This window comes from Caballeronia sp. LZ033 (genome assembly GCF_031451265.1).
Lineage (GTDB): Bacteria > Pseudomonadota > Gammaproteobacteria > Burkholderiales > Burkholderiaceae > Caballeronia.
In genome coordinates, this window is record NZ_JARUXQ010000003.1 from 1,305,371 (window position 1) to 1,328,468 (window position 23,098).

At 65.2% G+C, this 23,098-nt stretch carries 22 protein-coding genes; 8 read left to right on the forward strand and 14 right to left on the reverse strand.

Going from position 1 to position 23,098, the window contains the following annotated elements; translation table 11 throughout:
• The first annotated feature begins 130 nt into the window (after positions 1-130).
• Positions 131-370, forward strand: coding sequence for a hypothetical protein (locus QCE62_RS27165; protein WP_309925166.1), 240 nt, complete (start codon positions 131-133; stop codon positions 368-370).
• Here the strand turns inward: QCE62_RS27165 and QCE62_RS27170 are convergent.
• From QCE62_RS27170 to QCE62_RS27180, 3 genes are read right to left on the reverse strand one after another with little or no spacing between them, the layout of a single operon-like run.
• Positions 367-1,917, reverse strand: a complete 1,551-nt coding sequence (locus QCE62_RS27170; RefSeq protein WP_309925168.1) for an efflux transporter outer membrane subunit — start codon at positions 1,915-1,917, stop codon at positions 367-369. The genes QCE62_RS27165 and QCE62_RS27170 overlap by 4 nt on opposite strands.
• 1 nt (position 1,918) lies before the next feature.
• Positions 1,919-3,505 carry a DHA2 family efflux MFS transporter permease subunit gene (locus QCE62_RS27175; protein ID WP_309925170.1) on the reverse strand — a complete coding sequence of 529 codons (1,587 nt, stop codon included), beginning with the start codon at positions 3,503-3,505 and terminating at the stop codon, positions 1,919-1,921.
• 4 nt (positions 3,506-3,509) lie between these two features.
• A complete protein-coding gene (locus QCE62_RS27180) occupies positions 3,510-4,724 on the reverse strand; it encodes an HlyD family efflux transporter periplasmic adaptor subunit (RefSeq protein ID WP_309925172.1) in 1,215 nt (404 codons plus the stop codon).
• 363 nt (positions 4,725-5,087) lie between these two features.
• On the opposite strand from QCE62_RS27180, the gene QCE62_RS27185 reads away from it, so the two are divergent.
• Positions 5,088-5,552: a universal stress protein gene (locus QCE62_RS27185; RefSeq protein WP_309925173.1), complete on the forward strand. Its 465-nt coding sequence runs from the start codon at positions 5,088-5,090 to the stop codon at positions 5,550-5,552.
• A 19-nt stretch (positions 5,553-5,571) separates the two neighbouring features.
• Here QCE62_RS27185 and QCE62_RS27190 read toward each other — a convergent pair whose 3' ends face one another.
• Positions 5,572-6,318, reverse strand: coding sequence for an IclR family transcriptional regulator (locus QCE62_RS27190; protein ID WP_309925175.1), 747 nt, complete (start codon positions 6,316-6,318; stop codon positions 5,572-5,574).
• Between the two features lie 125 nt (positions 6,319-6,443).
• Between QCE62_RS27190 and QCE62_RS27195 the strand changes: the two genes are divergently transcribed.
• Complete coding sequence (locus tag QCE62_RS27195; protein ID WP_309925176.1) at positions 6,444-7,631, forward strand: fumarylacetoacetate hydrolase family protein; 1,188 nt, start codon at positions 6,444-6,446, stop codon at positions 7,629-7,631.
• Here the strand turns inward: QCE62_RS27195 and QCE62_RS27200 are convergent.
• The 4 genes from QCE62_RS27200 to QCE62_RS27215 all read right to left on the reverse strand — a co-directional run bounded on the left by QCE62_RS27200 (position 7,573) and on the right by QCE62_RS27215 (position 10,178).
• Positions 7,573-8,097: a hypothetical protein gene (locus QCE62_RS27200; RefSeq protein ID WP_309925178.1), complete on the reverse strand. Its 525-nt coding sequence runs from the start codon at positions 8,095-8,097 to the stop codon at positions 7,573-7,575. The two genes, QCE62_RS27195 and QCE62_RS27200, sit on opposite strands and share 59 nt — an antisense overlap.
• Positions 8,098-8,177: 80 nt before the next feature.
• Positions 8,178-9,161: a substrate-binding domain-containing protein gene (locus QCE62_RS27205; protein WP_309925179.1), complete on the reverse strand. Its 984-nt coding sequence runs from the start codon at positions 9,159-9,161 to the stop codon at positions 8,178-8,180.
• Between the two features lie 91 nt (positions 9,162-9,252).
• Entirely contained in the window at positions 9,253-9,657 is a 405-nt protein-coding gene (locus QCE62_RS27210; RefSeq protein ID WP_309925180.1) for a DUF302 domain-containing protein, read from the reverse strand.
• A gap of 14 nt (positions 9,658-9,671) precedes the next feature.
• The gene (locus QCE62_RS27215) at positions 9,672-10,178 is read right to left on the reverse strand and encodes a GAF domain-containing protein (protein ID WP_309925182.1); all 507 of its coding nucleotides are present in this window, start codon (positions 10,176-10,178) and stop codon (positions 9,672-9,674) included.
• Between the two features lie 284 nt (positions 10,179-10,462).
• Here QCE62_RS27215 and QCE62_RS27220 point away from each other — a divergent pair, with 284 nt between their 5' ends.
• The 4 genes from QCE62_RS27220 (at position 10,463) to QCE62_RS27235 (ending at position 15,327) form a co-directional block, all read left to right on the forward strand.
• A complete protein-coding gene (locus QCE62_RS27220) occupies positions 10,463-11,704 on the forward strand; it encodes an ROK family transcriptional regulator (RefSeq protein WP_309925183.1) in 1,242 nt (413 codons plus the stop codon).
• Positions 11,694-13,238, forward strand: coding sequence for a sugar ABC transporter ATP-binding protein (locus QCE62_RS27225; protein WP_309925185.1), 1,545 nt, complete (start codon positions 11,694-11,696; stop codon positions 13,236-13,238). The genes QCE62_RS27220 and QCE62_RS27225 overlap by 11 nt, the downstream gene beginning before the upstream one ends.
• A gap of 23 nt (positions 13,239-13,261) precedes the next feature.
• Positions 13,262-14,293: an ABC transporter permease subunit gene (locus QCE62_RS27230; protein ID WP_309925186.1), complete on the forward strand. Its 1,032-nt coding sequence runs from the start codon at positions 13,262-13,264 to the stop codon at positions 14,291-14,293.
• Between the two features lie 86 nt (positions 14,294-14,379).
• Positions 14,380-15,327, forward strand: coding sequence for an ABC transporter substrate-binding protein (locus tag QCE62_RS27235; RefSeq protein WP_309925188.1), 948 nt, complete (start codon positions 14,380-14,382; stop codon positions 15,325-15,327).
• Positions 15,328-15,336: 9 nt separating this feature from the next.
• Here the strand turns inward: QCE62_RS27235 and QCE62_RS27240 are convergent, their stop codons facing one another.
• From QCE62_RS27240 to QCE62_RS27265, 6 genes are all read right to left on the reverse strand, one after another.
• Complete coding sequence (locus QCE62_RS27240) at positions 15,337-16,284, reverse strand: hypothetical protein (protein ID WP_309925190.1); 948 nt, start codon at positions 16,282-16,284, stop codon at positions 15,337-15,339.
• A 71-nt stretch (positions 16,285-16,355) separates the two neighbouring features.
• Positions 16,356-17,087 carry a hypothetical protein gene (locus QCE62_RS27245; protein WP_309925192.1) on the reverse strand — a complete coding sequence of 244 codons (732 nt, stop codon included), beginning with the start codon at positions 17,085-17,087 and terminating at the stop codon, positions 16,356-16,358.
• A gap of 130 nt (positions 17,088-17,217) precedes the next feature.
• Positions 17,218-18,834 carry a HAMP domain-containing sensor histidine kinase gene (locus QCE62_RS27250; protein WP_309925195.1) on the reverse strand — a complete coding sequence of 539 codons (1,617 nt, stop codon included), beginning with the start codon at positions 18,832-18,834 and terminating at the stop codon, positions 17,218-17,220.
• 46 nt (positions 18,835-18,880) lie between these two features.
• Positions 18,881-19,240, reverse strand: coding sequence for a response regulator (locus tag QCE62_RS27255; RefSeq protein ID WP_309925197.1), 360 nt, complete (start codon positions 19,238-19,240; stop codon positions 18,881-18,883).
• Positions 19,241-19,315: 75 nt separating this feature from the next.
• A complete protein-coding gene (locus tag QCE62_RS27260) occupies positions 19,316-19,687 on the reverse strand; it encodes a response regulator (RefSeq protein WP_309925198.1) in 372 nt (123 codons plus the stop codon).
• 15 nt (positions 19,688-19,702) lie between these two features.
• Complete coding sequence (locus QCE62_RS27265; RefSeq protein ID WP_309925200.1) at positions 19,703-21,157, reverse strand: ATPase domain-containing protein; 1,455 nt, start codon at positions 21,155-21,157, stop codon at positions 19,703-19,705.
• Positions 21,158-21,530: 373 nt separating this feature from the next.
• Here QCE62_RS27265 and QCE62_RS27270 point away from each other — a divergent pair, with 373 nt between their 5' ends.
• Positions 21,531-23,096 carry a methyl-accepting chemotaxis protein gene (locus QCE62_RS27270; protein ID WP_309925202.1) on the forward strand — a complete coding sequence of 522 codons (1,566 nt, stop codon included), beginning with the start codon at positions 21,531-21,533 and terminating at the stop codon, positions 23,094-23,096.
• The last annotated feature ends 2 nt before the right edge of the window (positions 23,097-23,098 follow it).

Sequence of the window (23,098 nt, forward strand, 5' to 3'; positions counted from 1 at the left end):
GTTACACTCCGGGAATACCCGCTGGCCGGCTCGACGCGCCGATGCACGCACTTCGTGCAGCTTTTGCATCGGCCTTGCGCGCGTTCGCCGGAACCGTGCGGACGTGCGTCCCAAAACGTGAGGAGAGTCGATGTTCGTCGTCTACTGGCTCGACGGCAATCCGGATGCCGAAGGCGCGGCGCGCTTCCGGCGTTTCGATCCCGCTTCGCTCGCCGAGGCGTTGCGCTTTGCCGAAGCGCTGAGAAAGCGCCAGGCCGATGGCGATGACCTGAGCTTCATCACGCTGTGCAGCGAGAATCCGCAGTCGGTGGGCAAGCCGGGCGCCGCTGACCCACCCGCGGACTACGCCTGGAAGAAGCGCAGGCGCTAGTTCTGCGCGGTCGCGGCGGCGTCCTCCTGCCAGCCGCCACCGAGCGACTTGTACACGGCGATGAGATTCGTCGTCACGTTCACCGTCGATTGCGCCAGTTGCTCGCGTGTCTGGGCAAGCTGGCGCTCGGCATCGAGCACGGTCACGAACGCCGTCAGCCCCTTGCGATAGCTGTCCGTCGCAAGTTGCAGGCTGATGCGGTTGGCCTCGACGGTGCGCACCAGCGCCGCGCGCCGGTCCTGCTCGGTGCGATAGTTGACCAGCGCGTTATCGACGTCCTGCAACGCGCTCAGCACCGTCTGCCGGTATTGCAGCGCCGCCGCGCCCGCTTCGGCCTTGGCGACGCGCACGTTCGCCCGCAACTGGCCGCCCTCGAAAATCGGCAGCGAGATGCTCGGCCCCACCGACCAGAACAGGCTCGACCAGTGAGCGAGGTAATTGGCCTTCGAGGCGCGCATGCCGACCTGTCCGGTCAGCGAGATATCCGGATACAACTGCGCCACCGCGACGCCCACTTCCGCCGTGGCCGCGTGCAACTGCGCCTCGGCACGGCGAATGTCCGGACGCCGCCGCGCAAGCGTCGACGGCAAGCCGACCGGCACGGTGGGCGGCACCGGCGGCACGGCTGCGCTGCCGGTGGTATCGGCGAGTTCGGCGTCGAGCGTGCCGGGCGGACTGCCGCTCAGCACGGCAAGGCCGTTCATGGCCTGCGCGATCTGCGCATCGAGCGTCGGCAGTTGCGCCTGGAGCGTGCCGACCTGCGCACTCGCGCTCTGCACGTCCTGCTGGCTCGTCAGGCCGACGCGCGCCTGCTCGCGCGTGAGATCGAGAATCTGCTGTTCGGCGTCGATCTCGGCCAGCGTGATCCGCTTGATCGCCTGCGCGCCGCGCAATTGCGCGTAAGTGCGCGCCACTTCCGATTCGAGCGACACCAGCGCGTCGTTGCGGCTCTCGATCTGCGCCTGTGTCTGGGCATCGGCGGATTCCACCGAGCGCCGCACGCGCCCGAACAAGTCCAGTTCCCACGACGCATCGAAGCCGTATTGATAAAGCGTGGTGGGCTGCGTCGCCGAGTCGAGTCCCTGGCGGATCTGCGCGCCATTGCTGCCGCCGATGTTGTTGATCTGATCGTAGACGCCCTGCGATTCGAGGAAGCCTTTCACGCCGAGCTGCTCGCGCTTGACGCTCGCGTTCGCGCCGATCTGCGGCAGACCGGCCGCGCCCGCCGCAATCGACTGTTCGCGCGCTTCCGTGATGCGCAGCACCGCGGCCTGCAAGTCGAGGTTCCCGGCGACGGCGCGCTCGATCAGCGAGTCGAGCATCGGATCGTGAAACTGCTTCCACCAGCGCGGATCGGGATCCGCCGAGGTCTGCGCCACCGAAGGCGCATCCGCATGCGGCGCGCGCGGATCGTTCGGCGCGTTCTGCACGCGCTGCATGTCGTTCCAGTCGGCGGGGGTATCGGCGGTCGGGGCCTTGAAATCCGGGCCCACTGCGCATGCGCCCAGCAAGAGCGCCGGCAAGAGAGCAAGAAGACGCGGCTTCATTTCAATGTCCTCCCGCCTGACCGGACGCCTTGACCGGTGAAAAGAACAACGACAACGGAATGAACATGAACGAGAAGATGGCGCACGCGAGGAATACGTCGAGATAGGCGAGGATGGTCGCCTGCGAAACAAGGGTCTTGTACATCTGTCCGGTGGCGGCGGTCATGGCCTGCGACATCGACTGTCCCGTGTCCATCAGCGTGCGGGCGATGCGATTGACGGAGTCCGTATAAGGTTGGTTCAACGGTGTCAGGTGTTCGACCATGTGCGCCATGTTGGCCTGCGTGCGCTCGCGGATCGCCGCTGTGGCGAGCGATATGCCGATGGACCCCGCCACGTTGCGGAACATCGTGAACAGCGCGGAGGCGTCGTTGTTGAGCGACTTGGGCAGGGAGAGATAGGCGAGCGTCGTCACGGGCACGAACAGGAAGCCGATCCCTATCGACTGCGCGCTGCGCATCTTGGTCAGCGTCACATAGTCGACGTTGGGCACGAGATGATGCGAATAGAGCAGCGCGCAGCCCATCAGGAAGAAGCCGAACGCGACGAGAAAGCGCGTCTGTATCACGTTCATCAGCTTGCTTACTACTGGAATCAGAAACACGATGCAGATCGCCCCGGGCGACAGCACGAGGCCCGCGAGCGTCGCGGTATAGCCGAGCTGCTGTTGGGCAAGCTGCGGAATCAGCACGGCGCTGCCGTACAGCACCGACGCAAAGCCGAAGATCGCCGCCGAGCCCAGCGCGAAGTTGCGGTCCTTCATCACGCGCAGGTCCACCACGGGTTTCTTCGCGTACAGCAGCCAGACCGTCGCGCCGATGATGCCCACCGCCGCAAGCACCGCGAACAGCACGATGAAGTTCGACGAGAACCAGTCGTCGTCCTCGCCGCGATCGAGGAACACTTGCAGACAGCCTAGACCCAGCGCGATCAGGCTGATGCCTATTACGTCGATGCCCACTTTCTTCGGGTCCTGACGCTTCTCCCACGGCGGATCCTCGACGAACTGCATGACCGCGAAAGTGGTCAGCACGCCCACCGGCACGTTGATGAGGAACACCCAGCGCCACGTGAAGTTGTCTGTGATCCAGCCGCCGAGCGTCGGCCCGAGCACCGGCGCGACGACGATCGCCACCGCCGAGATCGAAAACGCGCGGCCGCGCTGTTCGGGCGGGAAGGTGTCGAGGATGATCGATTGCTGGCTCGGCTGCAGGCCGCCGCCGAAGAAGCCTTGCAAAATGCGGAAGACGATCAGCTCGCCGAGATTGGTCGCGACGCCGCACATGAACGAGCACACCGTGAACGCGCCGATGCAGATCAGGAAGTAGCGCTTGCGCCCGAGGATCTTCGAGAAATAGGCGGACAGCGGCAGCACGATGCCGTTCGCGACGAGATAGGACGTGAGCGTCCAGGTGGATTCGTCGTAGCTCGCGGACATCGTGCCCGAGATGTGCGGCAGCGCGACGTTGACGATGGTCGTGTCGAGCACTTCCATGAACGCCGCGAGCGTGACGACGACGGCAATCAGCCATGGATTCGACCGGGGCTTCCAGCCGCTGTGGTCGTGTTCTGCGGTGGTATCGCTCATGGCGTCAATGCTTGAGCATCACGGTCGGCACCACGGACAGCCCGAGCGGCAGCGGCGCGCCCGGCTTCAGGCCATCGTCGATGACGATCTTCACCGGCACACGCTGCACGATCTTCACGAAGTTGCCGGTGGCGTTCTCGGCGGGGAACGCGGAAAAGCGCGAGCCGCTGCCGAGCTGCACACTGTCCACGTGGCCGTGCAGCTTCATGTCCGGATAGGCGTCCACTTCGATATCGACCTTGTCGCCGGGCTGCATGCGGTCGAGCTGCGATTCCTTGAAGTTGGCCGTCACCCAGAAGCGCGTCGTGACGAGCGTGAAGATCGACGTGCCCGCCTGGAGGAAGGTGCCGTACTGCACGTTGCGCTTGGTGATCCAGCCGTCGGACGGGGCGCGCAGTTCCGTGTACGAGAGGTTCAGCTGCGCGGATTCGACCTGCGCTTCCGCCTGACGCACCTGCTGGCGTCTTTCTTCGACAGCGGCAATCACGGTCGCGATCTGCTGCGGCACGAGCGCGGCGGTACGCACTTGCGCCCGCGCCTGCGCGACGTTCGCCTGCGCGCTCTTTTGTTGCGCGGTGGCTGTGTCGATGTTCTGCTGCGACGTCGCGCGGACATCCACCGTCTTCTGACGGTCGTATGCGGCGCTGGCCTGCGCGAGATTGGCGCGCGCCGTCTGTTCCTGCGCCTGCGCCTGGGCGAGTTGCGCCGGGTACTGCACGCGCGCGACTTCGAGCTGGGTTTCCTGGGCGTGCAGTTGCGCCTGGGCGAGGCCCAGCGATGCATTGGCCTGATCGAGTTGCGCCTGATAGTCGCGCGGATCGATCTTGATGAGCAGATCGCCTTTGTGGACGAACTGGTTGTCGTTGATGTTCATTTCCACGACATAGCCCGATACCTTTGGCGCGATGGTGACGGCGTCGCCATCGGTATAGGCGTCGTCGGTGCTTTGCTGGTTGCGCGTCATGAACCACCAGATGAATGCGCCTATCGCGATCACCACCACGGCGACGCCGAGAATGATCAACGGCTTCTTGCCGGGCTTCTTGCGGCCGTTCTTTTCGTCGCCGCTTTTCTCGTCGCCGTTTTTCTCGTCGCCCTTGTCATTGCCGTCATTACTCTTGCCGTTCGACTTGGCTTTCAGGCGTGGCTTGGCTTCGCCTGTGTCGTCGGCATGCGGGCCGTTGCGTGCTGGGTTCTGGGTATCGTCTGAATCTGGCATTGCCGCTCACTCGGTGTCGAAACTCGGCGCTGAATCCCGGACGAATGCCGGGCGGAACCGCTGGGTGGACCTGCGCGTGCAATCACGTCGATGGCCAGCGGGCACAGGACTACCCGCGCCAGCCCTCCGTGGCGGTGTCGTTGAGCAAGCGCCGTTCCCTTGCCGCGCGAAAGCGCGTCGATCCGGCGCGGAGCGAACGTGCGTGCGGCTTGGCACGGAATTGTTCTGCCTGTCCGGACGCACATGGGCGCGCGGCTTTTTAAGCCTGTGAGTAAAACTTTCAGCGGCCTGGCGGCATGAGCGCTCATCTCGCTCTAAGTCTCGTGGCACAGGATGGCGCCTGTACTCGACCGGAGATGCACCATGTACAAGCACATTCTCGTAGCCGTCGGCACCAGCCTCAGCGATACCGCCCTCACGGCCGCGATCCACTGCGCACGCGAATCCAACGCGCGCCTGACCGCGATGCACGTCGTCGATCAGACGCCGTGGTGGGCCGTCGTGACCGCGGATTGCAGCACGGCGGAAACCCTGGCGGTCATCGACCAGCACGCCCGCGCCGTCGCGCGGCATTGCATGCGGCGGATCAACGAGGCGGGCATCGAGGGCAGCGCGTTCACGCTCACCTTGCCGCTCAACGCGAATCTGGGCGAGACAATCGCGAAGGCGTCGACGGAACTGGGCGCGGACCTGATCGTGCTCGGCGGCGAGGCGGACATCGGCTGGAGTCATGGCGACCAGCGGCTGCGCGATGTCGTCCGTGCGCACGTGAAATGCAACGTGCTGATCGCGTCACATCTGGCGACGCACGCGGAAAGCGTGATGTAGCGTTCGCGATGCAAGCGCGTCAGAGCGTGCCGCGCAGTTGCGTTGCGAGCTGCACGATGCCGATGCAGATACGCCGCTCGCGCTTCGCATCGAGCCGGCCGATGGGCACGCTCGTCGACACGGCGATGCGTTTGCCGGCCGGCGTCATCCCGACATAGGCGGCGAAGCACGCGAGCCCTTCGGCGACTTCCTCGCGTTCGACGGCCAGACCGCTCGTGCGGATGGCGGCAAGTTCGCGGAGCAAGGCAGTACGTCGCGTGATGGTGCGCGGCGTGACGGCTTCGAGCCGTTCGGGCAGGCGTTCGATGACGGCTTCATCGGTTAGTCCCGCCAGCAGCGCCTTGCCGAGCGCGCAGCAATGCGCGGGCAGGCGCGAACCGGGATCCGACACGAGCCGCACCGGCCGATGCGCATCTTCGCGCGCCACATACACGACATGGATGCCGTCGAGCACGGCGAGCTGCACGACCTCGTTATGCTGGTGGATGAACGCGCCCGCGCCTTCGCGGAACGCCGCCTGCAGCGTGTCATGGCGCACGTAGGCATTGCCGAGCTCGAACAGGCCGACGCCGATCACATAGCCATCGTCGCGCTTCTCGATCCATTGCATGCGCGCGAGCGTTTCCAGCATCAGGTAGAGCGTGCTGCGCGACAGCCCCGTCCGTTCCGCGAGCGTCGCGGCGCGCACCGGCTTCGCAGCGGCCGCGAGGGCTTCGAGAATGTCGCTCGCGCGCCGCAGCGCAGGGACATCGTAGGTTTTTTCCATGCTGCGGTGTGGCCGATTCAGGGCACACAGTTTCCAACAGGTTGGATAAACAATCAACCCAATGGACACTTCGGGGTGGTGCGGGCTACGATCGGTTTTCCTTTTTCAGCCTGTCAGGCAAAGCCATGCAAACCGTCACCGTGACCTCCTGTCTGCCCGAAGATTTCGCCGATGCCGTATTGATCGGCCGCGTCTGGCGTCCCGCACCCGTGAACGGGCCGAGCGTCGTGGCGGTGCGTCAGGGCGAAGTGTTCGACATCACGCGCGCCGCGCCGACTACCGCCGATCTCTTCGATCACCCCGAGATGATCGACATTGCCCGCCATGCGGAAGGCGAGCATCTCGGCAATGTGCAAGACCTGCTGCAAGCGACGCTCGATGCCACGCCCGACAGCGTGCGGCTACTCGCCCCGTGCGATGTGCAGGCGGTGAAGGCATGCGGCGTGACCTTCGCGGTGAGTTTGCTGGAGCGCGTCATCGAGGAACACGCGGGCGGCGACGCCAGCAAGGCGCAGGAAGTGCGCGACACCATCAATACGCTGATCGGCGCCGATCTGTCGAAGATCAAGCCGGGTTCGGAAGGCGCGGCCAAGTTGAAGGCCGAACTCGAACGTCGCGGCGCGTGGTCGCAATACATGGAAGTGGGCATCGGGCCTGATGCCGAAGTGTTCTCGAAGTCGCAGCCGATGTCGTCGGTCGGTTTCGCGGCGGAAGTCGGGCTGTATCCGACATCGCAATGGAACAATCCTGAGCCGGAGATCGTGTTGGCCGTGAATGCGCGTGGTGAGATCGTCGGCGCGGCGCTCGGCAACGATGTGAATCTGCGCGACATCGAAGGCCGCAGCGCGCTGCTGCTCGGCAAGGCGAAGGACAACAATGCGTCGTGCGCGATCGGTCCGTTCGTGCGCCTGTTCGACGGACGCTTCACGCTCGATTCAGTGCGCCAGACGAGCGTGTCGCTGCGCATCGAAGGCGCGGACGACGGCTTCGTGCTGGAAGGCGTGAGCCACATGAGCGAAATCAGCCGCGATCCGGCGGATCTGGTGAAGCAGACGCATGGCGCGCACCATCAGTATCCGGACGGCTTCATGCTGTTCCTCGGCACGATGTTCTCGCCGATCAAGGACCGCGACACGCAGGGCGGCGGCTTCACGCATCATCTCGGCGATGTCGTGACCATCTCGACGCCGAGTCTCGGTGCGCTGGTGAATACGGTCAGGCTTTCGACGGAAATCGAACCGTGGACGTTCGGCGTCAGGGCGCTGTATCAGAGTCTCGCCGCGCGGGGGTTGATGGGGGCAGCGGGGGGTTGAGGGAGTCTGTTGTCTTGATGGGTGTAAAAGCTGAGCTGTCGAAACGATAGTAGTAGGTGCCTCGCCCCTGCTCGTTCCGGCTGCCATGCACGGTCAGCAGCGCACTGTCTTTTCGATAGGCAAGCGGCTCGGTGATATCCAGTGGCCAGTCGGACACGGTGAAGGGCAGCATCACGACCTTTCCCGTGTTCGAATCGATTGCGGCAGCCATCACGCAACCCGCGCCGCAGCCCCATTCCGCAAGGATGTGGTGACCCGCGAAGTTGATCTTGCCTCTGGCGGCTGTGCTGATCTGCGTTGCGTAGCGGCGGCTCTGACTAGAGTTCAGTTTGGGTTTGGGTTTGATCGGTCGAGATGACGGTTCGACCACCATTGGATAGTCCGCGAAAACCGGCGCGACAGGCTCGGCGCGGCAATTGCCCGCAACGAACAGGAAGAGAACGCAAGCCGCGAAATGCTTCCGCATGGTGACAGTCTTCCCGATGAATTCATCGAAGACATTACGCGGACGCCACCACGCGCGCTACGCGACTACTCTTAAACCCCTCACGACGCCCCCAGCCGAAACCCCTTCGGCTGTCCCTTGGTCACGAGTTGCACCGGCGTCTCCATATAGGGCGAAAGATCCCGCTGCCTGCGTTTTTCCAGCAGCGCTTTCACCGCGACATCTACGCCGAATACCGCCTGCCTCGCGCCGAACTGCTCCACGGTAGCGAGCAGGCGGCCGTCCTCGAGCATCGGCTGGACGGCCTCGATGTTGTTGTAGCCCGTCACGAGCACCCGGCCCTTCTTGCCCGCGATGCGCAGTGCATCGATCGCGCCCATCGCGATGTTGTCGTTGGCGCACATCAGGCCGCGCACCATCGGATGCCCCGACAGAATCTGCAGCGCGGCGACCTTGCCGCTTGCGGCGTTCCAGTCACCGCCGTCAATGGCGCTCACCCGCATGCCTGCCGCGTTCATCGCGTCCTTGAAACCCGCCGAGCGCTGCTGCGAATTGCGGTCGTTCGAAGGGCCTTCGATGATCCCCACTTCATCGCCCGGCTTCAGCTTCGACGCGAGATACGTGCCGACGAGCTTCGCCCCGCGCCGGCTGTCCGGCCCGACGAACGGAATCACGACTTTCGCGTCGTCCTGCGCGCGTTCGTCGAAAGGATTGTCGATCGCGATCACGATGATGCCCTCCACGATGGCCCTCGCCGTCACCGGCAGCAACGCCCGGGAATCCGCCGGCGCGATGACGATGGCATTCGCCTTCGCATCGATCAGCGACTCGACGATGCGGATCTGTCCGGCGACGTCGTTGTCCGTGTCCGTGCCGCGCGTTTCCAGATTGAGTTGCGATGCGAAGTGACGCTGGTAGTTCTTTGCGCCTTCGATCATCGACATGACGAACGGGTCTTCCAGCGACTTCATCACCAGCGCGATGGTCGCCGTGTCGGTCGCGGCGAGCGCATCGCGTCCGCGCGCCAGACCGCATGCGCTGAGAGCGCAGGCGGCGAGCAGGCGGCGGCGGACAAGGCTCGTCATGAAATGAAAGAGTGAGGCCGATGGATCGCCTCATTGTAGACGCAGCCGTCCGCGCTCTGGCCAAGTCCCGCAGCGACGCGGGCCTTTCGACTCAGCGCGCCGCCGCCTCCACGAGCGCGGGCAGGCCGCTGACAGGTTGCATCAGGCCGGCATCGAGCCCATGGCGCGCGCGCAGATAGTCGGTTGCGTTCCAGGAAAGCCACGAGCCGCCCTGCGCATCCTCCCAGGCCAGCACCTTGAGCGGCAGGTCGAGCGCGGCGGTGGGAACGGCCTGCATCAGCGGCGTGCCAGCCTGCGGATTGCCGAACACGAGCAACTGGCTGGGCGGCATCGCGAGGCCGGCGCGCGCGGCGTCGCCGCTGAAGTCGATGCGCGCGAACAGCATCAGCCCGCGTGCGCGGATCAGTGCTTCGAGCTTGTCGGCAGTGGCGAGTGCGCCGTGCGCGCTCGCCATCGTCTCGACGCCGTTTCCGGCGCTTGCATCGGGCATCGACATGAGGCCTCCGAGGTTCAAGGCGCCGCGCGGTTCTTCCAGGCCAGCGAGACAAAGGCCCTGCACAGCGCTTCCATGCCGAGCGCGTCTTCGTCGTCGAAGCGGTTGGGCACGGGACTATCCACATCCCATACGCCGATCAGCGTGCCATCGGCGGCAATCAAGGGCACGACGATCTCGGAACGCGACGCCGCATCGCAAGCAATGTGGCCGGGAAACGCATGCACATCGGGCACGACCTGGGTCCGGCGCTGCTGCGCCGCCGTGCCGCACACGCCGCGTCCGAGCGCAATGCGCACACAAGCCGGCTTGCCCTGAAACGGACCGACGACGAGTTCCGTGCCGTCGAAGAGATAGAAGCCGGCCCAGTTCAGATCCGGCAGCGAGTGATACAGCAGCGCCGAGAAATTCGCTGCATTGGCGATGAAGTCCGGTTCGTCGCTGACGAGTGCGCGGGCTTGCTGAAGCAGGTCGTCGTATTGGGCCGCCTTGCTGGCGTGACTGGTCGGGGAGATCGAAAACATGATGGCGACGAAGTTGGGCCGCAGCGCGAGCGCGTCCGCGACATCGAAAAAGTGTCGCCGACGATAGCACAACGGTCAGCGTCTCGCTGTCGATGCCGGAAAGCCCTTTGCAAGCAAGCTCCGCGTGCCTTGGCACCGCGCGAGACTCGCGACGCCACTGAAAGGAACGCTTAAAACCCCCTCCGGGATTTCCCTCCTTTACTTCGCTTCGCCGGCGGCATTAAATCAACCAACTTGATTTAATTAATGGCCACGCCAAGATGGCCCTCTGACGGAGACATCGAGTGAAATCCCCGAGCGGCAAAGGAAGCAACTCCGCGAACGTGCGCCGGTACAACGAGCGCCTGCTGCTGCAGGCGCTCAGGCGTACCGAACCCGCGTCGAAGGCCGACCTCGCGCGTCACGCGAACCTGACCAGCACGGCTGTCGGCAGCATCGTCGATTCGCTCCAGCAATCGGGTCTGATCGAATATTCGGGACGCCGTCTCGGAGGCCAGCGCGGCCAGCCGGCGTCGCTGCTGCGGCTCGATCCGCGCGGCGCATTCGGGATCGGCGTGCGGCTGGACCGCACGGGCATCGAGACGGTGCTCGTCAATTTCGCCGGCGACGTGCTCGCCCGCAGCGCGCTCGATTCCGTCCTGCCGCATCCGTCCACGGTGCTGAAGATCGTGCAGCGCGACGTCGGCAAGATGCTCTCGCTGCTGAGCGAGGCAGAGCGCGAGCGTCTGACGGGCATCGGCGTGGCGCAGCCGTTCAATCTCGGCAGCTGGCTGCGCGAACTCACGCTGCCCGCCGACACCTTCCGCGCCTGGGACGAAATCGACTTCGCCGACGAACTCGGCCGCGCGCTCTCCCTGCCCGTCTTCAGCGAGAACGACGGCAACGCCGCCGCCACCGCCGAACTGTTCTACGGCCACGGCCGCCGCTGCGACGATTTCGTCTATCTGTTCCTCGGCTCGGCGATCGGCGGCGGCATCGCGATTCATGGCGACTGCCTGCGCGGCGCCTCGGGCAATGCGGGCGACATCGGCGTGATTCCGGTGCCGCCGAGCCGCCTGCCGTCCGCGCCGCAGCCGGCCGGCCAGTGGGACATCCTGCTGTCGCGCGCATCGCTGAATGCGCTGGTGCGGCATCTCAGCTACTGCGGCGCGGCCGCCGACAACCGCGTCGATCTTCAATCGTGCATCGAGCGTGCTCTGCCCGCCGTCGACGAATGGATCGACGACTGCATCGAGGCGCTCGCGCCCGCATTGCGCGCCACGCTCTGCGTGCTCGATGTGCCGATGGTCGTGATCGATTCCGACATCGACGGCGGCCTGCTCGACAAGCTCGTCGCGCGCCTGGCCGCGACGCTCGCCGCCAACGCGCCCGAAGCGCGCGGCACCCCGACGCTCGTGCGCGGCACCTTCGGCCCGGATGCGGGTGCGATCGGTGCGGCCACGCTGCCGCTGTTCTTCAACTTCTCACCGCGCGCGGCGATCCGCCACGCGGGCATCAAACCGCAAGAGGTGAACCATGCCGCATGACGTATCCAGCCGGCCGCCGCTTCTCGAAATGCGCGGCATCAGCAAGACTTTCCCCGGCGTCCGCGCGCTCAACGACGTGCGGCTCTCGGTCTATCCCGGCGAAGTGCATTCGCTGATGGGCGAAAACGGCGCGGGCAAATCCACGCTGATGAAGATTCTGTCCGGCGCCTATCAGGCCGATGCGGGCGGCCAGATCCTGATCGACGGCGCACCCGTCACGATCGACGGTCCGCTCGCCGCGCGCTCGCTCGGCGTCGCGGTGATCTATCAGGAACTGAGCCTCGCGCCGAATCTCTCGGTCGCCGAGAACATCTACGCGGGGCGCGAGCTGCGGCGCGGCCGTCTGGTGGATCGCGCGGGCATGGAGCGCGGCTGCGCCGACGTGCTCACGCGGCTCGGCGCCAACTTCAGGCCGCATACGCTGGTGGGCGATCTGTCGATTGCGGAACGTCAGCTGGTCGAGATCGCGCGCGCCGTGCATGCGCAGGCGCGCATTCTCGTGATGGACGAGCCGACCACGCCGCTGTCCTCGCGCGAAACCGACCGCCTGTTCGCGCTCGTGCGCCAGCTGCGCGAGGAAGGCATCGCGATCATCTATATCAGTCACCGGATGGCGGAGATCTATGAACTCTCCGACCGCGTGTCCGTGCTGCGCGACGGCTCCTATGTCGGCACGCTGATGCGCGAGGAACTGTCCGCCGAAAGCCTCGTGAAGATGATGGTGGGACGCGACATCTCGGGCTTCTACAAGAAGGAACACGCGGCCTACGATCCCGGCAACGTGGTGCTCTCCGTGCGCGATCTCGCCGATGGCAAGCGCGTGCGCGGTTGCAGTCTCGACCTGCACGCGGGTGAGGTGCTGGGCATCGCGGGGCTGGTCGGCGCGGGGCGCACCGAGTTCGCGCGTCTGATCTTCGGCGCGGAGCCGGCCGTGCGCGGCGACGTGACGATGCACGGCAAGCCGCTGAAGCTGCGCACGCCGCGCGATGCGATCGACGCCGGTCTCGTCTATCTCACCGAGGACCGCAAGCATCAGGGCCTGTTCCTCGACATGAGCGTGCGCGACAACATCAACATCACGATCGCCGGGCGCGACGCAAAGATGGGCGTGATGGACCTGCCGCGCGGCAACTCGCGCGCGAAGGACGCCATCGCCGCGCTCACGATCCGCGTGCCGAACATGCGGGTGAACGTCGGCGCGCTGTCGGGCGGCAACCAGCAGAAGGTGCTGCTGTCGCGCCTGCTGGAGACGAAACCCGAAGTCCTGATCCTCGACGAGCCGACGCGCGGCGTGGACATCGGCGCCAAGTCGGAGATCTACCGGATCATCAACGATCTGGCGCGCTCGGGCGTCGGGATCATCGTGATTTCGAGTGAACTGCCGGAAGTGATCGGCGTTGCGGATCGCGTGCTCGTGATGCGCGAAGGCGAGATTGCGGGCGAACTCGGCGGCCATTCCGGCAAGCCGATTTCACAGGAAAGCATCATCGAACTGGCGACCGGCTCGAAGGCCGCGCTCGGCCAGGCGGCTTGAGCCTATCTGGACTGGAGAGAGACATGGCTAACACGACGAAACCCCACGACACCGCGCCGGCTTCCAAGGCGGACAACCCGGCAGAACGGCAGACGCGCATCGAGCACAAGGAACGCATGCAGGTGCTGATGCGCACGGCGGGCATGCTGCCGGTGCTGATCCTGCTGTGCATCGGCTTCGGCATTGTGACGGACGGCTTCTTCAGCCTCCAGAACCTGTCGATCGTCACGCAGCAGGCGTCGATCAACATCGTACTCGCAGCCGGCATGACCTTCGTGATCCTGACGGGCGGTATCGACTTGTCCGTGGGCTCGGTGCTTTCGGCGGCCGCCGTCACCGCGCTGCTTGCCTCGAACCTGCCGGGCCTGGGCTGGCTCGGCATTCCGGCGGCGCTTGCGGTCGGACTGGGCTTCGGCGTCGTCAACGGGCTGCTGATCGCGCTGCTCAAGCTGCCGCCGTTCATCGTGACGCTCGGCTCGCTGACCGCCGTGCGCGGCATCGCGCGGCTCATCGGACACGATACGACCATCTTCAATCCGCAACTGTCGTTCGCGTTCATCGGCAACGATTCGCTGTTCGGCGTGCCCTGGCTCGTCATCATCGCGATTGCCGTGGTCATCATCTCGTGGTTCATCCTGCGGCGCACCGTGCTCGGCCTGCGCATCTATTCGGTCGGCGGCAATCCGGAAGCGGCGCGGCTCTCGGGCATCAAGGTGTGGGGCATCGAGCTGTTCGTCTACGCGATCTCCGGCCTGCTCGCGGGACTCGGCGCGGTGATGTCGGCGGCGCGTTTGTACGCGGCGAACGGCCTGCAACTCGGCCAGTCCTATGAACTCGATGCGATCGCCGCCGTGATTCTCGGCGGGACGAGCGTCGTCGGCGGCGTCGGGTCGATTGTCGGCACGCTGGTGGGCGCGCTCATCATCGCGGTGCTGTCCAACGGTCTCGTGCTGCTCGGCGTGTCGGACATCTGGCAGTACATCATCAAGGGCCTGGTGATCATCGGCGCCGTCGCGCTCGACCGTTACCGCCAGCGCGGCTCGGCCCGCACCTGATCAACTCTCTTATCCTCCATCCGGGCGCTCGCAGGGTCCGCTTGCGCCCGACTCAAACACGAACGGACCAACCTGGAGACAACACCATGCGCAAGCACACCCCGCTGTTCGCCGGCGTCGCACTCGCCCTGGGAATCGGCCTGTCGATCTCGGCCCATGCCGCCGACAAGCAACTGAAATCGATCGGCGTCACGGTCGGTTCGCTCGGCAACCCGTACTTCGTGACGATTTCGAAAGGCGCGGAAGCGAAAGCCAAGGCCATCAATCCGGCCGCGAAGATAACAGCCGTGTCGGCGGATTACGACATGAACAAGCAGTTCACGCAGATCGACAATTTCATCTCGGCGCATGTGGACATGATCCTCATCAATGCCGTGGATCCGAAGGCGATCGAGCCAGCCGTGAAGAAGGCCAAGGCGGCGGGTATCGTCGTGGTCGCGGTGGACGTCGCGGCGGCCGGCGCCGATGCCACCGTGCAGACCAACAACGTGCAGGCCGGAGAACTCGCGTGCGACTTCCTCGCGAAGAAGCTGAACGGCAAGGGCAACGTGGTGATCGAGAACGGGCCGCAGGTATCGGCGGTGATCGACCGGGTGAACGGCTGCAAGAGCGTGTTTGCGAAGAACCCGGGCATCAAGGTCCTGTCCGACGATCAGGACGCGAAGGGCTCGCGCGAAGGCGGCATGAACGCGATGCAGGGTTATCTGACGCGCTTCCCGAAACTCGACGGCGTGTTCGCGATCAACGATCCGCAAGCCATCGGCACGGATCTGGCGGCCAAGCAATTGCATCGCAACAACATTGTGATTACGTCGGTGGACGGCGCGCCCGACATCGAATCCGCGCTCAAATCCGACACCATGATCCAGGCGTCCGCGAGCCAGGACCCGTGGTCGATGGCGCAGCAGGCGGTGAGCGTCGGCTACGACCTGATGAACGGCAAGAAGCCCAGCAGCACGATGATCCTGATGCCCTCCACGCTCATCACGCGTGAGAACGTCGGTAACTACAAGGGCTGGTCGTCGCCGCGCTGAGCGCGGTGGTTACCTGAGCGGCAGCACGCGGAGGGCGCTCGGCCGGCTGGGCGAAGTCGAGCGATCCACCGCGACCAGCCGCTTGCGCGCCACGTCCACGGCGACGCCGCGCGGCGCGTCCAGATCGTCGGCGATGACGGTGGGGCGGCCGCGCTTCGAGAAGCTGCAGACGGCGTGCGCGCCGCATTTCGTGTAGAGCGTGCCGTCGGGCGCCGCGGCCAGCAGGTCGGGCGCTTCGACGGTCGCGAAGACATCGCTGGCCGCAAGCGGCGCGTCGGCGGTGCGCGCCGCCGGCAAATCCACCCGGTAGATGCGGTTCGCGGCCTGATCGCTGATATAGAGCGTGTCGCCGGCCAGCGCGAGTCCGACCGGCTTCTTCAGGCCCGTGACGATATCCTGCTCGATCACCTGCCGTGGCGCCGCGCCGCGCGTGATGATGCTGACGCCGCCCGTCGCGGGCGCGTCGCCTTCCTTCGAAAACCAGCTCGACAGGAACGTGCCGCCATCGAGCACCAGCAGACCCAGGCGACGTCGCGCGGCATTCGTGTCGGACGCGAGGTTGACCTGACCGCTCGGTGCGACATCGAATACGGCGCTTGACGAACCAAAGCCGAAGCGCTCAACCAGCAGATGCCCGTTCGGCGCAAACGCGATCTGGCTCAGGCTCACGCGCTGACCGTCCGCCGCCGGCAGGCGCGCGTAGGGCGAAAACGCGGGCGCTTCCGCTTCGCCGATATGCTGCGTCATCTGGATGCCGTTACTGTCGTCATCGGTGACGAACACGGCGCCGTCCGAATCGCGCACGGCTACGCTGTTTGGCGTGCCCGTCAGCGGCACCTTCTGCGCCGTCGTCGTCACCGGGGCGACCGAGCCGCAGGCTGCCAGAAGCATCGTTGCGGCAAACGCCGTCATCAGTTGCCGGTTCATCGCGATGCCTCCCATCGAGTGGATGTCCATCCTTTCCTCCAGCTCAGATGATAGTGGCCCGCTTCAACATGCGCCCACTTGGCAAGCCTTCGACCCGCCTTTCAATTGTTTTGCGGATGATGCGGATCCGTGTCGTCCGTATGATGGCTGCCGGGAATGCCGCCTCCTCCGCCCCCAAGCCCTGCACCACCGCCACCGCCACCGCCGCCGCCGCCGCCCTTGCCTCCCTGACCCTCGCCCTGCTTGCCTTTGGCTCCGGACGGCCGCGCCGGACCCTGTGCCGGAATGCGGACCGTCATAGGCACCGCATCCAGATCGAGCGCGTCGCGGATGAAATCGCGCAGCGAGATCACGAGTTCAGCCGTATGAATCGGCCGCCCCTGCACCATCTCGGTCGCGGCATGAGCGGCCAGACGCACCTGTTCTTCCGTGCCGAGCAAGATGATATCGGCCAGCGCGGCCTCCACCGAGTCGCGTATGCGCCGCGACCTTTCCGTTTTGCCCGGATCGTGAGCATCGCGTGCCGCACCGGAATCATCCAGCGCGGCAAGGGCGTCATCGACGGCGGGCGGCACGGCCATCGAAGCGCGCCTGAGATCCTTGAGATGGGTCGGATCGACGGCAAGATTGCCGGTGAACGATCCTCCCAGCGTCTTGTACGCGGCGATCAGCGTACGCAGCCGTTCGTTGATCTGCCGGTTGGCGCGCTCGCGCCGCTGCTGGACCGTCTGCATCAGCAGCAAGCGGACACCGACGCCGATCAGCGTGACGACGGCCAGCGTGAAGAGCGTCGAAAGAAGGGTTTGCCAGGAACTGAAGTTCAGGTCGCGCATGGGGGGACGTCAGGAAAGATGGGGATGAATGACGCGCTTTCACAACTGCACCTGATGCAGTTGAACAGACGGGCATTGCTGTCGCTGATGGCCGCTGCGGGACGGTACTGAAACGCCTACGCCCTGAGCTTCATTCGCCGCCGGGCTGCATCAGCGGCAGGCGGACGGTGAAGGTCGAGCCGAGGCCGGCGCCGTCGCTCGCGCCATCCAGCATGCCGCCGTGCAGATCCACGATCTGTCTGGCAAGCCATAGCCCCAGTCCCAGCCCGCCGACGCGCCCGCTGGTGCGCGGCGCAATCTGTTCGAAGCGGTCGAAGATGCGCGGCAGGGCTTCCGGCTCGATGCCGCGCCCGGTATCGCGCACCTGGATGCTGACGTGATCGTCGAGCACCTTCATCGACACGGTGACGCTGCCGGCATCGGTGAACTTGATCGCGTTGGTCAGCAGGTTCGACACGACCTGTCCGAGGCGGTTTTCATCGGCGAGCACGACGCAGGAACCCAGTTCCGCGATATCGAGTTGCAGGCCCTTGTGCTCGGCGAGCTTGCGCATGTCCTCGACCACGATGGCGACCAGCGGACCGATATCGATGGGTTTCAGGTTTGCCGAGAGCTTGCCGGTCACGACGGCGCCGCTGTCGAGCAGGTCATCGACCATTCTCGACAACTGCCGTCCGTTGCGGCGAATGGCATCGCCGGCCTTGGCGACGTGATTCGGATCCGCGACGAGTTGCAGCAACTCGGCCCACGACACGATGGCATTCAGCGGCGAGCGCAATTCGTGGCTCACCGCCGCGATGAAGCGGTCCATGGTGGCCGCCAGCGCCTCGCTCCGCTCGCGCCCCGAGCGCTCTTCGCCCGCGACGGCATGCGCCTCGATCTCCCGCTCCTTGCGCCCCGTGATGTCGAGCGTGAAGCCCACCACCGAGCGCACGGTCACGTCATCATCGAAACGCGCCATGCCGCGGACCAGCACCCAGCGACGGCCCGTCTGCCTTTCCACAAGACGCTCGAACTCGAAAGGCTGTCCGGACTGAAGCAGGCGCCAGTGGGCCGCGAACTGCTCGGTGGTGTCGCCGAGGAAAGACGCATGCATGAGTTCGTCGGCGTGAACCTGACCCAGGTCGCGGCGGCATCGTTCACTGCACTTCACCGTGCCCGCCATCAGATCGAGTTCCCAGGCGCCGACGCCCGCGAACGCCAGCGCTTCCTCGAAATGGCCGAGGTGATCCGCGAGCTGCTTCTGCGTCTCCTGCACGAGGATTTTGCGCAGACGCGCATTCGACCGCATCTGCGCCTTCTCGCGCCGTTCGCCCTCGCCGGCCAGCGTGCGGGCGGTCATGTCCTCGAAGCGCAGGACGACATGGGACGGAAGGTCCTGCGTGGCCGGCACCCGCTGCGCGAAGATCTGCCAATGACGCGCAGCCGGCGCGGTGCTTCCGGTGGTTTCATCGGTGGATTGGCCGCCATCGAGACGGAACACCGGCGAGGACCGGCGTTGCCCGGCCCGCAGACTGGCCGCGATATTGACGATCAGATGCTCGCAATTGCGGCGCTGCTCGGCCAGCAGGCCGTCCGGCGCCGCGCCTTCAGGGAACGCGAACAGCGTCCGCCATGCAGCGTTCGCGCTGACGACCGCGCCGTCGGAATCGAGGATCAGGTAAGGGTCGAGCAGCCGTTCGAAGATGCGCAGATCACCCGCCGCCGCCCAGACGTCCGAACCGTCCTTTCGCGTAGCCTGATCCATCAGGGGCTTCGCCTGTCGCGAGCGCTGCGTTCGAAGCGGTGCATCGTCAGCCACCTTCGGAAAGTCTGGCGACGGTCGCCAGGAAGTCGTCCATGCGCGCGGGCTTGCGCAAAACCGCGTTCCATAGCGCCGTGCCGGCAGACGCATCGACATGAGCCGACGTGTGCAGCACGATCGGAATATGCGTCCATTCAGGGTTTTGACGCAGCGCGCGGCTCAGTTCCTCGCCGTTCATGCCGGGCATCATCAGGTCGGTGATGACCAGGTTGGACGGCCGGCGCTGCATCGCGAGCAATGCTTCCTGCGCGCCGTTCGCGCGTTCGACCTCGTAACCGACATGCTCCAGCGCGAAACTCCACGCTTCGAGCAAGTCCGGTTCATCATCAACGAGAAGGATACGCGTCATTTGGCGCTCATAGCGACGATAGGTGCCACCCTGGCCTTCGGCGTCCGGACCGTTTTTCCATGGTTCGGCTCGGCGTCATTCCGTTGCTCCGCGCGGGACCTGGACGTAACGCGCGACCGCTCCAATCAGGTCAGCCGGCGCGCACGGCTTGCGCAACAAGGCGGCGAACCGGTGAACCTCGTCCGGCGGGATCGCGTGCGGCACCGCGCTGCACAGGATGATGGGCATCGCCGGGCCGTCTTTCTGAAGGGCCCTCGCAAGCTCCAGGCCCGACATGACGGGCATCATGAAATCAGTCACGACGAGCGCCGGACGGACACGCGCGATCAGGCTCAGCGCCTCTTTTCCGTTGGGCGCGGCGTGAACCGTATATCCCTCGTCTTGCAGGAGAAACGTGAGGGAATCGGTAATCAGGGATTCGTCATCGACGACGACCAGAGTAGACATGCAGACCGGCGACGGCTATCGGCCGCGCGCTTTGATGTTCCCCCCCGCTGCGACGACGACGTCGCTCAGCGGCAGCGTTCCGATCACGTGTACGCCCTTGCCCGAAGTGGAAATGCCGACTTCGGCCACGGTGGTGTCGAAGAGACTGTCGCGCACCTTGAGCACGGCGATGGCCCGCTTCATGACGCCGTCGACCAGTTCATGCTGCATGCCGATCACGTTGTCCAGCTGGCTCAGGATTTCCGGCGACGGATTCTCGATCCACGGGCCCGACAGTTCCTTCACTTCCCAGGTACAGACCGTGGTGACGCCCAGACCGCGCAGTTCGTTGGTGAGCGCCGCGAAGAACTCGACCATGCGATGCGGGTCCACGGTGGCGCGCTCGAAGCCGGCCAGCCCGTCGATGAAAACACGTTTGGCGCCGCTCGCCCGCACGACGTCGAGCAGGTCGTAGGCGAGTTTATCGAGCAGGTTCTCGGTCATCGGCCGCCAGATGACCTTGAGCGCGCCCGATGAACAGCGTTGCTCCCAGTCCAGGCCGAGTGCGTGCGCTTTGGTCTCCAGGCGTTTTGGCGTTTCGTAGAAGCCGAAATGCACCGCCGGTTCCTCGGGCGTGCCGAGTTGCAGGAAATTCAGTCCGAAGGTTGTCTTGCCGCTGCCGGCCGGGCCCACGAGAACGGAGACCGAACTTGCCGGAATGCCGCCGCCGAGACGGGCGTCCAGTCCGTCGATGCCGGTGGGGATCCTGTAGGGCGGCGCAGGGTCGCTCCGGGTTGGAAGCCCCAGCGCGACTTCGAGCCGCGGATAGACGACGATGCCGCGATTGCCGATCTCGAACAGATGCAGCCCGCCCATCGCGCGGCTGCCGCGCGACTTGGCGACGCGGATCTGACGCACCGTGCGCGACGCAGCGAGGATCTCCTCGATCTGCAGCACGCCGTCGACCATCGTGTGTTCGGGGCTGGATTCGTCGATGCGCGCGCTCGTCAGGAACAGCACGGTACAGCCGGTGAAGGCCGCGTGTCCCTGGAGTTCGGCGACGAAGGTCTTGACGTCGAGATTGCTTTCGCCGCTTTCACGCGCGTTGAGCAGGCCGTCGAGCACGAGAATGCTGGCTTTCTGCCGGGCAAGCTCGGTGCGCAGCGTGGCGACCAGCGCCGAGAGTCCCTCTTCGCGCAGCGTGCGGAACAGACTGATGTACGTGATGCCGTTTCCGACGCGTTGCGCGTCGTAGAAGTCGAGCGTCGAGAGCGACTGGAACAGTCTGTCGTGCGACTCGGCCAGCAGCGTCACGTACAGCACCTTGCGGCCCTGGCGAGCCTGCGCGAACGCGATCTGATTCGCAAGAATCGTTTTGCCCGCGCCAGGGCGACCCTGAATGATGTAGGACGAGCCTGCCACGAGGCCGCCGCCACAGATTTCGTCGAGTCCGGTGACGCCGCTGCGTAAGCGCGCAAGCGTGTTGTCCATTGCCTGGGTCCATGAAAGCGAAGATGTGGAGCAACCGAATGTCACCGGCTTACTCGCGTACCCGGCAGTCTAACCGATAACCGTCTCCGTCCGATCCGTATCCGCTTGTGCGCATCAACCGGAGAGCCTTTGCGGACGCGGCTCGCAGGGCTTTCTACCGCGCGAAAAAATTGCTCGGTGACACGTTCGCGGTCGGTAAATCAGGGAGCGCGATAAAAAATATTTGCTACGCACCAGTTCGCCAACGTTTGCCATGACCGTCGACTAGTTGTCCACCGTTCAGTCCTGTCCCAACACGCCGTAAGGCCGCCTAGAAAGCTTAAGCGACCACTAAAAAAACGCCTTCGGACAACTCAAACAAGGAAGAACAACCATGTCAGGCAACCTGCGAGTCAAGACCAAACTCGCGCTCGGATTCGGCATGCTCACTGCGGCCGTGCTGATCGTAGCGGCGCTCTCGATCGAGGCGCTGCGGGAAAGCAACACGCGCTTCATGTCCTACGTGCACGGCATCAATGCGCGCGCGACGCTGGCCGAACACATCCGGACCGATGTCGACCGGCGGGCCATCGCGGCGCGCAATCTCGTCCTGGCCACCCGGCCCGAGGATATCGAACTCGAGAAAGCCGCGGTCATGCAAGCGCACGAAGACGTGCAGCGAGATTTGCGTATCTTCAAGGACAGGGTGGCCGGCGCGCAGGATGTCACGCCGGAAGTGCGGGCCCGCGTGGCGGAGATCGACCGCGTCGAGGCGCTCTACGGGCCAGTGGCATTGCATATCGTCGATCTCGCGCTGAAGGGGCAACGGGAGGAAGCCATCGCGCGCATCAACGACGACTGCCGTCCGCTGCTCGCCGCGCTCGTCAAGGCGACGCAAGATTATTCGGAACTGACGCAGCGACGCGAGGAACAGCTCGTCACCGAATCCGAACGCCATTACGCCACCGCGCGCCTCCTGCTGAGCGGCGTCTGCGCGCTGGCGGCGCTGGGCGCCGTGCTGGCGGGCTTCGTCATCACGCGCGGCGTGATGCGCGCGCTGGGCGCGGAACCGGATGCGCTGAGCGCCGTCGCGCAACGCGTCGCGAGCGGCGATCTCGCGCCGGTCGCCCACGCCGATGCCGCCCCACGCGACAGCGTGCTTGCCTCGATGAGCACCATGCAGAAAAATCTCGTGCAACTCATCGGCAATGTGCGGGCATCCGCCGATCACATCGCCACGGGTTCGAGCCAGATTGCATCGGGCAATGTCGATCTTTCGACTCGCACCGAACAGCAGGCGGCATCGCTCGAAGAAACCGCATCCAGCGTCGAGGAACTCACCACGACCGTGCGCCAGAACGCCGAGCACGCGCAGCAGGCCAACGCGCTCTCGGCCAGTGCGAGCGCCGTCGCCAGCGACGGCAGCGTGGCCGTCACCCGCATGATCGAAACCATGTCCGAGATCAGCGCGCGTTCGAGCCAGATTGCGAACATCACGGGCATCATCGACAGCATTGCCTTCCAGACGAACATCCTGGCGCTCAATGCCGCCGTCGAAGCTGCACGCGCGGGCGAGGAAGGACGCGGATTCGCCGTCGTCGCCGCGGAAGTGCGCAGCCTCGCGCAGCGCTCGTCGAGTGCCGCGAAGGAAATCAAGGCGCTGATCGATACCTCGGTGGAGCGCATTGCCGAAGGCTCCTCGCTGGCGGGCAAGGCCGGCGTGACCATGACGGACGTCACGCAGGCCGTGTCCAAGGTGCGCGACATCATGGGCGAAATCGCCGCCGCGTCCAGCGAACAGAGCCGGGGCATCGAGCAATTGAGTCACGCCATCTTGCAGATGGATCAAGTCACGCAGCAAAACGCGGCGCTGGTGGAAGAGGCCGCGGCGGCGGCGCAGTCGCTCGATGACCAGGGACGCCGCCTGACGGATGCCGTGTCCACCTTCCGCGTAGCCTGATC